The sequence below is a fragment of the Rhizobium leguminosarum bv. viciae genome, from assembly GCF_012276115.1.
GTDB lineage: Bacteria > Pseudomonadota > Alphaproteobacteria > Rhizobiales > Rhizobiaceae > Rhizobium > Rhizobium leguminosarum_T.
Map to the genome: position 1 here is coordinate 1 of NZ_WIEU01000043.1, position 15,880 is coordinate 15,880.

Consider the following 15,880-nt stretch of genomic DNA (forward strand, 5'->3'; position numbering starts at 1 on the left):
CTCCCCAACCCCTCCCCACAAGGGGGAGGGGCTTAACCTGCCGCACCGCATCTCCCAAAACTCCAGATCGGCAAACGACGGGATGATCTCGGGCAAAGCGGTGATGCTGGGCTAGCCCCTCCCCCTTGTGGGGAGGGGTTGGGGAGGGGTCTTAGATCGGTCCGAACCGGCTGCATATCGATCAAGCCCCAGGAACCCACACCCCAACTCCCGCATTGAGCAACCAGCCGAAAGCTGCTTGACTGCCCTCCACGCCACCGCGAAAGGAAATCCCATGAGCCGCATCTTCATCACCGGTTCCACCGATGGCCTCGGGCTTGCCGCCGCCCGCACCCTGATGAAGGAGGGCCATGACGTCGTGCTGCATGCCCGCTCCCGCGAGCGCGCCTCCGCCCTCGCCGAGATTTCGCCCACCGCCATCGGCATCGTCATCGGCGATCTCGCCAGCGCCACGGAAACGCGATCGATTGCCGAGCAGGTCAACGCCATCGGCCGCATGGACGCCGTCATCCACAATGCCGGCATCTACCTCGAGCGGAGCCGGGGCGAAACGCCTGATGGTCACGCAAAGACGCTGGCGGTGAATGTGCTTGCCCCCTATCTGCTCACCGCCTGGATCACCCGCCCCGATCGTCTGGTCTATCTCAGCAGCGGCATGCACCGCAGCGGCAGCAGCGCCCTTGACGATATTGACTGGAAGAGGCGGCCGTGGAACGCAAGCCAGGCCTATTCCGAAAGCAAGCTCTACATCGCCACCCTCGCCGCCGCCGTCGCCCGCCATTGGCCGGATATTCTGAGCAACGCAGTGGATCCCGGCTGGGTGCCGACAAAGATGGGCGGCGCCGGCGCGCCCGATGACCTCGAAATGGGGCATCTTACGCAGACGTGGCTTGCGGCCAGCGATGTGGGAGCCGCGAAGGTCAGCGGCGGTTATTGGTATCATCGGCAGCGGCGGGAGGCTTCGGCGGAGGTTGGTGATGCGGGGTTTCAGGAGGCGCTGGTGGAGAGGCTTGCTGAACTGACTGGTGTTCGGCTGTTCGCGGAGCGGCGGTAAGGGTGTAAGACCCGGAAGGCGCTGCTCAACCACTACCCGCCGGGAACCTGCCCGACGCCGCCATGGCATCTCGACGAGCACTTCTCCTTGATGGACGTGATCGCCGAACAGCAGCCCGACATGCCCCCCGAAGACCGCTCCATCCGCGCCGGCACCCTCTTCGGCGCGGTGCATGGCGTCGTCAGCATCACCTGGAGGGCCGCCGATTCGTGAGGTTGCCGCTGGAGCGGCTAGCAAAGGAGGTGGATGAGCTGGTGCAGACGATTGCGGCGGGGCGGAGCGTCGGCGGTGATAGGTGTGGGGGATGGTGGGCGGCCATCAACTGCGGCCCTCATTCAAGTTTTTGAGGCAGTAACAAATCCCTATCACCTAATAAGCTTGTGCTACACTTTTGTGATCGCGCGACAAGCGCTACCAGAGCAGAAATGCGGATCCTAACCCTTGATAAAATGGCCAAAATAGCCAGACTGCAGCAGAATCGAGGGGCGGAATCACGATGCATGTCATGTCTGCGAAAGACGCCAAGTATGGCTTCGGTCGACTGATCGACATTGCCAGGTCTGGACCTGTGACGGTTGAAAAGCACGGCCGTCCAGTGGTGGTCGTTTTGGCCGTCGAAGAATACGAGCGCCTTTGTGCCGGCGCCAATGAGTTGCTTAAGGAAACAAAACAAGCATGAGCAATGGCGATCTTAACTGGATCACGAATTTCATATGGGGCATCGCCGATGACGCTCTGCGTGATCTGTATGTCCGCGGCAAATATCGCGACGTCATCCTGCCGATGATGGTGCTGCGCCGTCTCGATGCGGTGCTGGAGCCGACCAAGGCTGCCGTCCTATCGATGAAGGAGAATCTCGACAAGGCAGGCATCGCCAACCAAGACGCCGCGCTTCGTCAGGCTGCGGGACAGGCCTTCTACAACACGTCGACCTTCAGTCTTCGCGATCTTCGCAACCGTGCGTCACAGGCTCAGTTGAAGGCCGATTTCGAAGCCTTCCTCGACGGGTTCTCGCCTAATGTCCAGGAAATCCTTGAGAACTTCGAGTTCCGTAACCAGGTTCCAAAACTCTCTAAGGCTGACGTGCTCGGGACGCTGATTGAGAAGTTCCTTGACAGCTCGATCAATCTCGGTCCGAAGCCGGTACTAAATGGCGACGATTCCGTGAAGCATCCAGGCCTCGATAACCATGCCATGGGCACGATCTTCGAGGAACTGGTCCGCCGCTTCAACGAGGCCAACAATGAAGAAGCCGGCGAGCATTGGACGCCGCGCGATGCCGTGAAACTGATGGCGCAGCTCATCGTCGTACCGGTCGCCAAGCAGATTCAATCCGGTACTTATCTCCTTTATGACGGTGCCTGCGGCACCGGCGGCATGCTGACTGTCGCCGAGGAAATGCTGAAGAAACTGGCTGAACAGCAGGGTAAACAGGTCTCCACCCACCTCTTCGGACAAGAGATCAACGGCGAGACCTACGCCATTGCCAAGGCCGACCTGCTGATCAAGGGAGAAGGCGAAGAGGCTGACAACATTGTCGGCGGACCGGAATGGTCCACGCTCGCAAACGACGCCTTCCCGTCGAAGGAATTCGACTTCATGTTGTCGAACCCACCCTATGGAAAGAGCTGGAAATCCGATCAGGAGCGCATGGGCGGCAAGGCAGGCATCCGCGATCCACGTTTCGTGATCGAGCACGCCGGCAATCCGGAATACAGCCTCGTGACACGTTCGAGTGATGGGCAGATGCTGTTCCTAGCGAATCTGCTGTCGAAGATGAAGCACAACACGCAGCTGGGAAGCCGGATCGCATCGGTTCACAATGGGTCGTCTCTGTTCACGGGTGATGCGGGCAGTGGCGAGAGCAATGTACGGCGCTGGATCATCGAGAATGATTGGCTGGAAGCCATCGTCGCCCTGCCGCTCAACATGTTCTACAACACTGGCATCGCCACATACGTCTGGGTGCTGTCGAACCGAAAGCCCGGCCATCGACGCGGCAAGGTGCAGTTGATCGACGCGACGGCGTGGTTCCGACCGCTGCGCAAGAACCTCGGCAAGAAGAATTGCGAACTGGCTGACGCCGACATCGACTGCATTCTTGAGGCCTTCACCGCGTTCACGCCAACCGAGCAATCGCGCATCTTCGACAATGCGGAGTTCGGCTATTCTAAGGTCACGGTCGAGCGGCAGCTACGTGCACGCGGCATCGATGCCCGCCGCGCCTATGCCCCGAAGGAGATCAAGGCGCTGAAGGAAGAAGGCCGCATCGCCGAGGACGGCGTGCCGGTTATCCGGCGCATTCACAAGCCGGGCAAGATTGAGGCCGATCCTTTGCGAGGGCTGTTCGCGCTCACCATCGATGGCAAGCGCTGCGTGGTTGAATATGAACCCGACGGCGAATTGCGCGACACTGAAACTGTGCCGCTGAAGGAGCCTGGCGGGATCGAGGCCTTCATCCGTCGCGAGGTGCTGCCGCACGCGCCGGACGCCTGGATTGATGAAGCCAAAACCACCATCGGCTATGAAATCAGCTTCACGCGCTATTTCTACAAGCCGGAGCCGCTGCGGCCGCTGGAAGCCATTCGCGCCGAGATTCTGGCGCTTGAACGCGAAACCGACGGCCTGATGGCCGCCATCATCGGGGCGGCGCGATGATCGACGGCTTGCGCCCCTATGCCAAGATGAAGCCAAGCGACCTGCCGTGGCTTGGTGACTTGCCCGTGAACTGGGAGGTTCATCGGGCCAAATACTCATTCCGCGAAATCGATGATCGGTCGGAGCAAGGAGACGAAGAGCTTCTGTCCGTGTCCCACAAAACGGGCGTTACACCGCGCAGCCAGAAAAACATCACAATGTTCATGGCGGAGAGCTATCAGGGCCATAAGGTGTGTCGTCCCGGCGATGTTATCGTCAATACGATGTGGGCATGGATGGCCGCTATTGGCGTCAGCGGGCATGTTGGTATCGTTAGCCCAGCTTACGGCATTTATAGACCTCGCTCGACCAATCTCTTTGAGCCGCGATATCTCGATTATCTCCTGCGGACAGAGGCCTATCGCGCGGAGTACGTTCGAAGTTCACGTGGCATTACGACATCAAGGCTTCGTCTCTATCCGCCAGACTTTCTCAACATACCATTTGTACAGCCGCCGCTCGACGAGCAGCGGCTGATTGTCCGGTTTTTGGACTGGCATGGGGCACAGACGGCGAAACTGATCTGCGCGAAAAAGAAGATCATCGCGCTTCTGAACGAGCAGAAGCAGGCGATCATCCACCGGGCCGTTACCCGCGGCCTCGATCCGAACGTCCGCTTCAAGCCCTCTGGCATCCCTTGGCTCGGCGACGTGCCGGTGGGCTGGGAGGTCGTGCCCTTTAAACGCCGTATCGGCTTCCAAGAGGGGCCGGGTATTATGGCCGTTGATTTTCGCGATGAGGGAATCCCTTTGTTGAGGATATCCGGTCTTCATTCTGATGAAGCTACTCTTGATGGGTGCAATTTTCTTGATCCAGACAAGGTGGCCAAGCACTGGTCACACTTTGCAATAAGAACTGGCGACTACCTGCTAAGTTCGAGCGCAAGCACAGGGAAGATTTGCCAAGCAGGTGACTTGGTTGAGGGGGCGATTGCCTATACGGGAATAATACGCCTTTGGCCCTTGGATGGCGACTTGTTCATGCCATTCCTGAAATACCTGATTCAAGCCCCCGCCTTCCAAGGCCAGCTTGACGCGATGAAATCAGGTGTCGGCATCGAGCATTTCGGTCCAACACATCTGAAACAAATCGTTATTTGTTTGCCGACTGGACCTGAACAGCAAGCAATTGTCCGATATATCGAAAAGGCCACTAGCGGCCTTGCTGCTTCCCGAATTGCAGTTGATCGAGAGATCGCCCTCATTCAGGAATTCCGCGCCCGATTGATCGCCGATGTCGTCACCGGCAAGCTTGATGTCGGCCCGCTTGCGGCCAACCTGCCCGAGATCACCGAGATTGAGTCCATCGACGAAGTGGCAGAGGACCACGGTCTTGGCGAAGCTGTAGACGACGCCGAGAACGAGGAGGTCGCCGCCTGACGATGCCTGTTCCCGTCAACCCCAAAATCTACCACATCGTCCATGTCGATCGACTAGCATCGATTATTGCGGATGGTTTCCTGTGCTCCGACGCCGTTATGCTGCAAAGGCAGGGTGTTGGCACCACCATCGGCATGAGTAATATCAAGTCCCGTCGGCTGAATGAGCTAAGTCTGGAATGCCATCCCGGCCTGCGCGTGGGTCACTGCACACCATTTTACTTCTGCCCCCGATCAATAATGCTCTATTTAATCTATATTCGGAGCGCCGAACTGGAATACAAAGGCGGTCAGGGACCAATTGTTCATCTTGAATCTGATCTCCACGCCACGATCGCATGGGCGCAAGTGAACAATCGACGCTGGGCATTCACGCTTTCGAATGCCGGCGCGTATTATTTCGAAGATCGATCGGATATCGCCAAACTCGGCGACATTGATTGGCAAGCAGTGCAATCTCGGCAATGGTCTGGCAACGGAGTGTCGCGATCCGTTAAGGAAGGCAAACAAGCCGAATTTCTGATTGAACATTCCTTTCCTTGGCACCTCGTCGAGCGCATTGGTGTTCATTCGCAAGAAATTGTCTCGCTCGTTTCGAACTCGATGCAGGGTGTGGCGCATCGACCTACAATCGAAATCAAAAGCGATTGGTACTATTGAAGGAGGATGGCAATGATCGAATACAAGACAGGTGACATCCTGCGGGCGGACGTGGAAGCTCTGGTCAACACGGTCAACTGCGTCGGCATCATGGGCCGTGGTATTGCCCTTCAGTTCAAAAATGACTTCCCGGAGAACTTTAAAGCTTATGAAGCCGCCTGCGAGCGCGAAGAAGTGCAGCCGGGCAAAATGTTCGTGTTTGAAACCCGGACGCTGACCAATCCGAAGTTCATCATCAACTTTCCGACCAAGCGCCATTGGCGTGGCAAGAGTCGGATGGAGGATATCGACTCCGGCTTGAAGGCGCTGGTGAGGGAAATCCGGGACCGTAACATTCGTTCAATCGCAATCCCGCCGCTTGGCAGCGGTCTTGGCGGGTTGAATTGGGCCGACGTGCGCCCGCGTATCGTCGACGCCTTGCGAGACCTCAACGATCTACAGGTGGTCGTATACGAACCGAACAGTGTGCCCGTTGCCACAAAGTCGCGCGAGGTTCCGAATATGACTGCGGGGCGCGCAGCGCTCGTTGTGCTGATGCATCGGTATCTCGGTGGACTGATGGACCCATTCGTCACGCTGATTGAAGTGCAAAAGCTGATGTACTTCATGCAAGAGGCTGGCGAGCCGCTTCGACTCAATTACCTCAAACATCATTATGGCCCTTATGCCGACAATCTTCGGCACGTACTGACTAAGATCGAAGGACATCTTGTCTCAGGTTATCATGACGGCGGGGACGCGCCGGAAAAGCAGCTTGAACTGGTTCCCGGCGCTGTCAAGGAAGCAGAGGCATTCCTAAGTGATGACGGAGATACCAGAACCCGCTTTGACAGTGTAGGCAAGCTGGTGGAAGGTTTCGAAACACCATTCGGGCTGGAACTTCTCGCGACGGTGCATTGGGTTGTGAAGCACGAGGGCGCAGTCAGCGCCGATGACGCTGTGGCCAAGGTCCATGCATGGAACGATCGCAAGAGGCGATTTTCCCCGCGCCAGATCGGAATAGCCTTTGACACACTTCATACCAAGGGGTGGTTGACGGCAGCATGACGACTGACACCTCGGAAAAAGGCCTTGAGGCTCTTATCGTCACTGACATGACGGGCCACCAGATCACGGCTTCCGGGGCGCTGACCGGAGACGGCTTCTCCGATGAACCCGAACCGTTTGTCGGCCTGCATAACTGGCTGCTCGGCGATCGACTAGACTATGACCGGGCCTGGACGGTTGATCTTTTTCAACTGCGCGCCTTCATCAGCGTGACGCAGCCGCGCTTGGTGGAAGCGTTTGATCTTGATAATGACAGCCCCGCCCGGCAGAAATTCCTCGCCAGGCTTCAAGGCGAGATCGGCAAACGTGGTGTCATCGACGTTCTGCGGCGCGGTGTGAAGCATGGCGCGCATGATGTGGATTTTTTCTTCGGCACGCCGTCGCCTGGAAACTTGAAAGCTACCCAGCTTTTCGCACTGAACCGCTTCTCCGTCACCCGCCAGCTTCGCTACAGCCGCGACGACACCGCCCATGCGCTTGATCTGGCGTTGTTCATTAATGGACTGCCGATCGCAACTTTCGAACTCAAGAACAGCCTCACGAAGCAGACGGTCGAGGATGCCGTCGAACAATACAAGCGCGACCGCGATCCTCGCGAAAAACTCTTCGAGTTTGGTCGGTGCATCGTGCATTTCGCCGTGGACGATACGCAGGTAAAGTTCTGCACGCATCTCAAGGGCAAGACGTCGTGGTTCCTGCCTTTCAACAAGGGCTGGAACGATGGTGCCGGCAATCCCCCAAACCCCGCGGGGATCAAGACTGACTATCTGTGGAAGCATATCCTGACGCCGCTCAGTCTGACGGACATCATCGAAAACTACGCCCAGGTCGTCGAACGCAAAGACCCGAAGACCAATCGCACAAAGCGCGATCAGTTGTTCCCCCGCTTTCATCAGCTCGATGTCGTGCGTAAGCTTCTTGCCGATGCGAGGGAAAAGGGCGCGGGGCGGCGCATTCTGATCCAGCATTCGGCGGGTTCAGGTAAGTCCAACTCCATCGCCTGGTTGGCGCACCAGCTCGTACGGCTTGCCTATTCCGCCGGGCAAGTCTTCGATTCGGTCATCGTCGTCACTGACCGCCGAATTCTGGATCAACAAATCCGCGACACCATCAAGCAGTTTGCGCAGGTCGGCGCGACTGTCGGCCATGCAGAGCATTCAGGCGATCTGCGCCGCTTCATCGCCGACGGCAAGAAGATCATCATCACCACAGTCCAAAAGTTTCCGTTCATTCTCAATGACATCGGTGAACAGCATAAGGATCGTCGCTTCGGGATCATCATCGATGAAGCGCATTCAAGCCAGGGCGGCAAGGCCGCAGCAGCCTTGAATGCGGCGCTGAGCGGCGTGGAAGACGGCGAAGAGGACGAGACTGTCGAAGACAAGATCAACGCGATCATGGAGAGCCGCAAGATGCTCCCGAATGCGAGCTATTTCGCATTCACCGCGACGCCAAAGAACAAGACGCTTGAGATATTCGGCGAGCCATTTCCGGAAGGCGATGTTGTCAAACACCGCCCCTTCCATAGCTACACGATGAAGCAGGCAGTCCAGGAAGGATTCATTCTCGACGTGCTTCGCTATTACACCCCCGTCAACAGTTACTACCGGCTAGTAAAGACGGTCGATGCCGATCCGGAGTTCGACAGCAAGCGGGCGACCAAAAAGCTCCGCCGCTATGTCGAGAGCAATGACCACGCTATACGTCTCAAAGCTGAGATCATGGTCGATCACTTCCACGAGCAAGTGCTGGCACTGAACAAGGTCGGCGGTCAGGCGCGTGCCATGGTTGTGACATCGGGCATCGAGCGGGCGATTCAGTATTATCAGGCGATCAGCGGGTATCTTATTGAACGAAAGAGCCCTTATCGCGCGATCGTAGCTTTTTCGGGCGAGCATGAATTCCGAGGCATGAAGGTCACGGAAACCACCCTGAACGGTTTCCCGTCCAAGGATATAGTCGATCGGATCGAAACCGATCCGTATCGCTTCTTAATCTGCGCTGACAAGTTCCAGACCGGCTATGATCAACCGCTTCTTCATTCGATGTATGTCGACAAGGCCCTGTCGGGCATTAAGGCGGTTCAGACCCTATCGCGACTAAACCGTGCCCATCCGCTGAAGCACGATGCATTCGTTCTGGATTTCATGAACGATACTGAGACGATCCGCGCTTCGTTCGATAGGTTCTATCGCACAACAATATTGAGCGACGAAACCGATCCGAACCGTCTGCATGATCTCAAGGCAGCCCTTGACGATCATCAAATCTATGATCCCAGCCAAATTGAGAATTTTGTCAGCCTTTATCTCTCTGGTGCCGGTCGCGAACACCTCGATCCGATCCTCGATGCGTGCGTCGCGACTTATGACGAAATTCTCAACGAAGACCGTCAGATTGATTTCAAAGGTAGGGCGAAGGCGTTTACACGTACCTATGCCTTCCTGTCCTCAATCCTGCCCTACACGAATGCCGACTGGGAGAAGCTGTCGATCTTCTTGAATTTTCTGCTGCCTAAGCTGCCGGCGCCGCGTGAGGAAGACCTGTCCAATGGCATTCTTGAAGCCATCGACATGGACAGTTACCGCGTCGAAAAGCAGGCGATGCAAAGGGTGCAGCTTTCGGATCAGAACGCTGAAATCGATCCTGTCCCGACAGAAGGCGGCGGGCATAAAACCGAGCCGGAGCTCGATAGGCTTTCGAACATCCTCCGGAGCTTTAACGATCTTTTCGGCAACATCACTTGGGCGGACACAGATCGTATCAGGCGTCTTATCGCTACTGAGATTCCGGACAAGGTCGCGGCGAACGCTTCCTATCAGAACGCCAAGCAGAATTCTGACAGACAGAACGCTAGAATAGAGCATGACAAGGCGCTTTCCGGCGTGATTATCAGCCTGATGAAAGACGATACCGAGCTTTTCAAGCAGTTCAGTGACAATCCTGAGTTCAGGCGATGGCTTGCGGATACCGTTTTTGCAGACACCTACAATCGAAGCGCCGCGCTCTGATCGTTCCGAAAGCATCCACTTTCATCAGAAGAGCATGACTTCTCCACTTAAATCGATTCCTCTACCGACGGCGTGCGTGGGGTAATGAACTTTGACCCGACGGTGATTTTGGTTCGCCTGACTTTTCTTTGTTTACTCTAAAATCTCCTTGAAAAAGTAGTTTGAGATGATACAAGAATACGAGTAGTGACAGGGAGGCTGGACATGCTCCAAAAGATCGATATCGATTGGGATATTCATCGGATGATTGAAAGTGAGCGGCGCGGCTTCGATGAGCCACCCTACGTCGCACTCCGGCGCTTGCTGAAACTCCCTGTACTGGAAGCCACAGCTATAGCGGCGGGTGCAAAAGAGCTTTCGTGGCATGAAGACGGAGTGAGCGTTCCGCACGGCTCTCTTGCCCGAATGAGTTACCAGCGCGGCCGGCAGGTGTTTGAGGGCAAGTTTCTGGACGGTCGCCTTGTCGTGAATAACAAAAGCTTCGATTCTTTGTCTGCCGCGGCAAATGCGCTTGCAGAAACCAAAGACGGAAAGAAGACGCAGTTGAACGGGTGGAATTATTGGGAGGCACGGTTCCCCGGCGAGCAGGTTTGGCGATCTCTAAAACAGATGCGCGAAGAATGCCGAGCGAAGGGCTAAGACAATGGTACTGAAGGCGACTTGTTACTCCGATCGTTCCAGCGTGCGCTATACAAGGACGACGCCGGACGCCGAATAACAGACCCGATGCAAGGCCTCTGTTCGGCGGCGCAACGGACGACGAAGACCTCGCGAGCGGCACCATCTGTCCTGCGGAGCAAATCCGGCCACCCCACCTCAGTCGGCATCACCCATTAGACAGAGCGAAACTTCAATCGACCAACCAAGCATTATAGCTCACGCCAGTGAATTTGCGTGGGCATACGCAACGACTTCAGCCGGCTGTAGAGCGAGCATGTGCTCCTGACTTCGGTCAGCCCTCAACCAGGATCTTAATGGCAGAAGGATCAACGCCAAACGTAAGCGCCAAACGGCGCTTTGCTTCGGGGATGGTAAGCGGTTCATCGATGACCGGGGCCGGGGCAGCAAGCATCGGCCCATCGGCATCTGCTAGGTCCTCTTCTTCGACTTCATCGCTGGCTACGCCAAACAGCGGCACTCGATCGAAGGGCGGAAACGCCAATCCAATGCCCGCGCCGACGAACGAAGTCGGTTCACGCGCCTCCTCATTATAAAGGGAAATCCAGTTTCCGTGCGAGATATCGATGTTCGGATTTGCGGCGTGCCGTGCCCTATAATTCTTGTTCAGGCGGTCACGGACCTCTGAGGCCGTGAAGTCGTGAACGAGGGCGATCTTTTCCTTCCCCTCCTCACGGGTATTAAGGGCAACGACAATAACCCGTTGGACATCCACATCATCCATCCCCAACCACTTGCCAGTGCTGTCATCGCGGGGGAACGCAAACCACTGGTCCTGCGACGTTCGAATAGCGACGTTGAATTCTTCCTTACCCTTCTTCACGCGGCGCAAGCTCTTTTTCCCGGCGCGCGGAACACGTGAAATCTCATAGCCTTTCCTCTCAAGATATTCGATACCGATTTCAAACAGCCTCTTAGCGTATTGAACCTTTTCAGGCGTCGCATAAATGTTAGTCATTTCGTTCTCATTTCGTTTTGATTAACTCCCTTTAGTTTGACGGTTGCCAAATTTGAAATCAAGATAAATCTATACGAAATGCAAATAAGAAATATATTCTTCAGTTTTCATAAGACAAACTTACGGCAAATCAAATAACCGATATTATGGGTAAAATTTTCTCGTGTGATTAGCGGCATGGGGTTAGGCGGAGCCTCGCCTTACAACGATGCGGACGCCGAAGAGGCGTGTGCGGATCGCTTTCCAAGCTGCCTGCACTCGGATAGCCGACGACAGAGGAGGAATTGCAGCGGCGGCCCAGAAAAGCTGGGCGCCTTAGACGGGCTCATAAAGATATAAATACAATCCTATAGTTATCTTTATGATGTGATCATAAGGCCAGCGCTGCGTCGTGAGGCGCAAATCAGCAAGAAAGGCATAAAAATACAAAAATGGCTGGGGCGCCTGGATTCGAACCAGGGATGACGGTACCAAAAACCGTTGCCTTACCGCTTGGCGACGCCCCACCAGAGCTTGAGCGGAAACCGCCTGCTCAAATCGACGCCTGATTAGCAAAGCTCTTCGCCTGTCACAATGACTAAGTTTAACCCGGCGCAGATTTATGCGCTGCGTAGCACCCGCCGTCGTGCTAGGAAGTGGCGACGTCATCGGCCCGAGATCATTCCTCCATGGACAGTCCCGCATTCGACCTCGCTTTCGAGCCGGCCTATGGGCGCGCCGTGCCGGTTGCCCCTGGTGTCGAGCGGGTTACAGTGAACAATCCCGGCCCTTTCACCTTTTTCGGCACCAACAGCTATATCATCGGCTCCTCCTCGGTCGCGGTCATCGATCCCGGGCCGGAGGACGAGGCGCATTTTCAGGCGCTGATGGCAGCGCTTGGCGGCCGTGCGGTGACGCATATCGTCGTCAGCCACACGCATCGCGACCACTCGCCGCTGGCAAAGCGCCTGCAGGCGGCAACGGGGGCGGTGACGGTGGGGCAAGGGCCGCACCGGCCGGCGCGGCCGCTGAGGGCCGGCGAGATCAATCCCTTCTCCGAAAGCTCGGATCTATCCTTCGTGCCGGATATCGCGCTCAGTGACGGCGAGACGATCTCGGGCGATGGCTGGTCGCTGAGCGCGGTGCTGACGCCGGGGCACACGGCCAATCATGCCGCCTTCGCGCTCGAGGGCCGCGAGATCCTCTTCTCCGGCGATCACGTCATGGCCTGGTCGACCTCGATCGTCGCACCCCCGGATGGCTCGATGGCGGATTACATGGAATCGCTCGAACGGTTGATCGAGCGCGAGGACGGTCTGCTGCTGCCCGGCCATGGCGGGCCGGTGACTGAGCCCGCAACTTTCCTCAAGGCGCTGAAGGCGCATCGGCTGAAGCGCGAGCAGGCGGTGCTGGCGCGCATCCGGGCGGGCGATCGTGGCATCGCCGAGATGGTGAAAGTGATCTATCGCGATACCGATCCGAAGCTGCATGGGGCGGCGGCCCTTTCGGTTCTCGCCCATATCGAGGATCTCCTGGATCGCGGTATGATTGCGGCGGATGGGCCGCCTTCGCTTGCCGCCTTCTACCGGCCGGCGACACCGAAGTGAGGACGGGGATATGACGATGAAGCCTCGAGCCGATTACAGCTATCGCGAAGATCCTGATGTGCCTGATTTTGCCGATGACCGGCCGTTGATCATCTTCGATGGCGAATGCGTGTTCTGCTCCGGCTGGGTGAAGTTCGCGCTGAAACATGACAAGCGGCAGCGATACCGCTTTCTCGCGGCGCAGACGCCGCTCGGCGCCGCGCTATACCAGCATTACGGGCTGCATGCGCGCGACTACGAGACCAATATCCTGATCGAAAATGGCCGCGCCTTCTTCAAGTCAGACGGCTCGATCCGCATGGTGGCGGGCCTCGGCTTTCCCTATTCGCTGGTGAAGATCTTCCGGCTGCTGCCGCGGCGGGCGGCCGATGCGCTCTATGAATTCATCGCCCGCAACCGGCTGAAGATTGCCGGCCGGCAAAGCTGCATGGTGCCGACGCCGGAGCAGCGCAGCCGGTTCATTGCATGAGCGGCGAGCGGTTTTGCCTGCTCATCATCGGCGGCTACGGCACCTTCGGCGGGCGGCTCGCCCAGCTGCTTGGCGATGAACCGCGGCTGAGGCTGCTGGTTGCGGGGCGGTCGCTTGAAAAGGCCGACGATTTCGTTGCCGATCTCCGGTCGCCGAAAGATGGCGCCGAGGGCCTGGGAAGCAACAATCTCGGCGCGTTGGTGCAGGCGGTGCGCTTCGATCGCGACGGCGATCTCGCCGAACAGCTGACGCGGATGAGGCCTCATCTCGTTATCGATGCCTCGGGGCCGTTCCAGAGCTTCGGCAAGGATGCCTATAAGGTCGCCGAGGCCTGCATCGATCTCGGCATCGATTATGCCGATATTGCCGACAGCACCGGTTTCGTCGCCGGCATCGGTGGGCTGGATGCGGCCGCCAGGGCCAAGGGCACCTTCGCGCTCTCAGGGCTCAGCAGCCTGCCCGCCCTCTCCTTCGCAGCACTCGAGGCGATGGCGCCGCATTTCTCCCGGGTCGACAGTGTCGCGGCGGGCATTGCGCCCTCGGCGCATGTGCGGATCGGGCTCAATGTGGTGAGGGCGATCGCGAGTTATGCCGGCAAGAAGATCATCGTTCGGCGCGATGGGCGGCCGGCCGCCGGGCGCGGGCTGCTCGATTCGATGCGGGTGACGGTGGCGGCGCCAGGGGCGGCACCGCTGCGCAGCCGGAAGTTCCTGCTGGTGGATGCGCCGGATCTCAAGCTGCTGCCGGCGCGCTTTGCCGATCTCAAATCCAGCTTCACCGGGGTCGGCACGGAGCCGCAGCGGCTGCAGCATTTGCTCAGCCTTGCGGCAAGGCTTGTGCACCTTCGGCTGCTGCCATCGCTGCTGCCCTTTGCGCGGCTGCTGCAGCGCGCCAGCCACGCTTTCGCGGTCGGCGAACATCGCGGCGGCATGTTTGTGCGCATGGGCGGCGTCGATCACGCCGGGAGCAGGCTGACATCCGGCTGGCATCTGATTGCCGAAGGTGATGACGGGCCGTTCATTCCTGTTATCGGCGTCGACGCGCTGGTGCGCCGGCTGCTGACCGGTGTACGGCCAGAGAGCGGCGCGCGGCCGGCGGCAGGCGAATTGCAGCTTGAAGATTTCGAAGCGGCCTTCCGGCGTTTTTCGATCACCTCAGGCATCCGGATGGAAAACGAGGCAGCTCGCCAGCCGCTCTACCGACAGATTCTCGGCAGCGCTTGGGAGCAACTGCCGCCGGCCCTCGCCGCCCTGCATGCCGGCGGCGCACGCGTCGCCTCCGGCCGGGCGCGGATCGAACGCGGCGGCGGGCTGTTGGCCAGAATCGTCGCTGGGGTGATCGGTTTTCCCAGAGCCGGCGAGGATGTGCCGGTCACGGTGCGCTTCGCCGCCGATGGCGACAAGGAGATATGGACGCGCGATTTCGGCGGCAAAATCTTCCGCAGCATCCAGGTCGAGGGAAAGGGCCGCGACCGGCATCTGCTCGCCGAGGTTTTTGGGCCGTTCCGGGTGCTGATGGCGCTGGTGCCGGATAGGGAAAAGCTGCGGCTCGTCGTGCGCGGCTGGCGGTTTTGCGGAGTTCCGCTGCCGCTGTTTCTGGCGCCTGGTGGGGATACGTACGAGGAGGAGCGCGATGGGCGGTTCCACTTTCATGTGGAGATCGGCGGGCGGCTGACGGGGTTGGTGGTGCGGTATACGGGGTGGTTGGTGGTGGAGTGAGGGGCGTACGTCATCCTTGTCCTCGGAGCTTTCATCGACAATTGTTGAAAGGCACCTACTTCTCGTTCCCTCATTCCTGTGCCCGTCACAGGAATCCAGCCACCGCGCGTCGGCGCGGTGAACGATTCTTATCAGGCAAGGAGTCTTCCGCGCCCAGGGACCTGGGCGCACTGGATTCCTGTGACGAGCACAGGAATGAGGGAGGTTGGAGTAGCGTTCTCGCTGGAATTTTCGTTGGCGTGCCGCGATACCCCCTCTGCCCTGCCGGGCATCTCCCCCACAGGTGGGGAGATCACAAGTGGCTTGAACTTCGTGCCCGTCTACCGTTTCGCCGTGCTGTGACACCAGTTGTTTGGGGAAGCCGGTGCGCCCAGCCAATCTCCCCACCTGTGGGGGAGATGCCCGGCAGGGCAGAGGGGGCTGACGGCACTCCGCCCCCGCCGATCATTCCTCGGAGCCCTATCACCGATAATTGTTGAAGGCACCTACTTCTCCTTCCCTCACCAAGTCAGTTTATGCGTTGATCTTCCCTATTTCATTTTGGTGTCGCACGGCGTCTCTGACGCGGGCGTTTGCGATGGTGATGATCTTGCGCATGATGGCTGTGAGGGCGACGCGCTTGGG

General features: G+C 58.1%; 12 protein-coding genes, 1 tRNA gene and 4 pseudogenes. 14 read left to right on the forward strand and 3 right to left on the reverse strand.

Annotated elements, in window-relative coordinates; genetic code table 11:
- Window positions 1-274: 274 nt before the first annotated feature.
- The 10 genes and pseudogenes from GFM02_RS34460 to GFM02_RS35390 form a co-directional block, all read left to right on the forward strand.
- Window positions 275-1,054, forward strand: a complete 780-nt coding sequence (locus GFM02_RS34460; protein ID WP_168324191.1) for an SDR family NAD(P)-dependent oxidoreductase — start codon at window positions 275-277, stop codon at window positions 1,052-1,054.
- A gap of 15 nt (window positions 1,055-1,069) precedes the next feature.
- Window positions 1,070-1,401: pseudogene (locus GFM02_RS34465) on the forward strand (hypothetical protein); the annotation flags it as partial.
- A gap of 158 nt (window positions 1,402-1,559) precedes the next feature.
- Window positions 1,560-1,733: a type II toxin-antitoxin system prevent-host-death family antitoxin gene (locus GFM02_RS34470; RefSeq protein WP_246792622.1), complete on the forward strand. Its 174-nt coding sequence runs from the start codon at window positions 1,560-1,562 to the stop codon at window positions 1,731-1,733.
- Window positions 1,730-3,712 (forward strand): type I restriction-modification system subunit M, encoded by a 1,983-nt coding sequence (locus tag GFM02_RS34475; protein WP_168324193.1) that lies wholly within the window; start codon window positions 1,730-1,732, stop codon window positions 3,710-3,712. The genes GFM02_RS34470 and GFM02_RS34475 overlap by 4 nt, the downstream gene beginning before the upstream one ends.
- Window positions 3,709-5,130: a restriction endonuclease subunit S gene (locus GFM02_RS34480; RefSeq protein ID WP_168324194.1), complete on the forward strand. Its 1,422-nt coding sequence runs from the start codon at window positions 3,709-3,711 to the stop codon at window positions 5,128-5,130. Before GFM02_RS34475 ends, GFM02_RS34480 begins: the two co-directional genes overlap by 4 nt.
- 2 nt (window positions 5,131-5,132) lie before the next feature.
- Window positions 5,133-5,789 (forward strand): type II toxin-antitoxin system toxin DNA ADP-ribosyl transferase DarT, encoded by a 657-nt coding sequence (gene darT, locus GFM02_RS34485; RefSeq protein ID WP_168324195.1) that lies wholly within the window; start codon window positions 5,133-5,135, stop codon window positions 5,787-5,789.
- A 12-nt stretch (window positions 5,790-5,801) separates the two neighbouring features.
- Complete coding sequence (darG, locus tag GFM02_RS34490) at window positions 5,802-6,836, forward strand: type II toxin-antitoxin system antitoxin DNA ADP-ribosyl glycohydrolase DarG (RefSeq protein WP_168324196.1); 1,035 nt, start codon at window positions 5,802-5,804, stop codon at window positions 6,834-6,836.
- Window positions 6,833-9,847 carry a type I restriction endonuclease subunit R gene (locus GFM02_RS34495; RefSeq protein WP_168324197.1) on the forward strand — a complete coding sequence of 1,005 codons (3,015 nt, stop codon included), beginning with the start codon at window positions 6,833-6,835 and terminating at the stop codon, window positions 9,845-9,847. The genes darG and GFM02_RS34495 overlap by 4 nt, the downstream gene beginning before the upstream one ends.
- Before the next feature lie 204 nt (window positions 9,848-10,051).
- Window positions 10,052-10,486 (forward strand): hypothetical protein, encoded by a 435-nt coding sequence (locus GFM02_RS34500; protein WP_168324198.1) that lies wholly within the window; start codon window positions 10,052-10,054, stop codon window positions 10,484-10,486.
- A 3-nt stretch (window positions 10,487-10,489) separates the two neighbouring features.
- Window positions 10,490-10,660, forward strand: a pseudogene (locus GFM02_RS35390) (GIY-YIG nuclease family protein); the annotation flags it as partial.
- A gap of 139 nt (window positions 10,661-10,799) precedes the next feature.
- On the opposite strand, the gene GFM02_RS34505 reads toward GFM02_RS35390, so the two are convergent.
- Window positions 10,800-11,483: a hypothetical protein gene (locus GFM02_RS34505; protein WP_168324199.1), complete on the reverse strand. Its 684-nt coding sequence runs from the start codon at window positions 11,481-11,483 to the stop codon at window positions 10,800-10,802.
- Between the two features lie 432 nt (window positions 11,484-11,915).
- Window positions 11,916-11,989: transfer RNA gene (locus GFM02_RS34510), tRNA-Gln, on the reverse strand.
- Window positions 11,990-12,151: 162 nt separating this feature from the next.
- On the opposite strand from GFM02_RS34510, the gene GFM02_RS34515 reads away from it, so the two are divergent.
- The 4 genes and pseudogenes from GFM02_RS34515 to GFM02_RS35395 form a co-directional block, all read left to right on the forward strand.
- Window positions 12,152-13,069, forward strand: coding sequence for an MBL fold metallo-hydrolase (locus GFM02_RS34515; RefSeq protein ID WP_168324200.1), 918 nt, complete (start codon window positions 12,152-12,154; stop codon window positions 13,067-13,069).
- A gap of 10 nt (window positions 13,070-13,079) precedes the next feature.
- Window positions 13,080-13,538, forward strand: coding sequence for a thiol-disulfide oxidoreductase DCC family protein (locus GFM02_RS34520; RefSeq protein ID WP_168324201.1), 459 nt, complete (start codon window positions 13,080-13,082; stop codon window positions 13,536-13,538).
- Entirely contained in the window at window positions 13,535-15,256 is a 1,722-nt protein-coding gene (locus GFM02_RS34525; RefSeq protein WP_168324202.1) for an SDR family oxidoreductase, read from the forward strand. The genes GFM02_RS34520 and GFM02_RS34525 overlap by 4 nt, the downstream gene beginning before the upstream one ends.
- 57 nt (window positions 15,257-15,313) lie before the next feature.
- A pseudogene (locus GFM02_RS35395) lies at window positions 15,314-15,468 on the forward strand (tRNA lysidine(34) synthetase TilS); the annotation flags it as partial.
- A 301-nt stretch (window positions 15,469-15,769) separates the two neighbouring features.
- Here the strand turns inward: GFM02_RS35395 and GFM02_RS35805 are convergent.
- Window positions 15,770-15,880: pseudogene (locus GFM02_RS35805) on the reverse strand (IS110 family transposase); the annotation flags it as partial.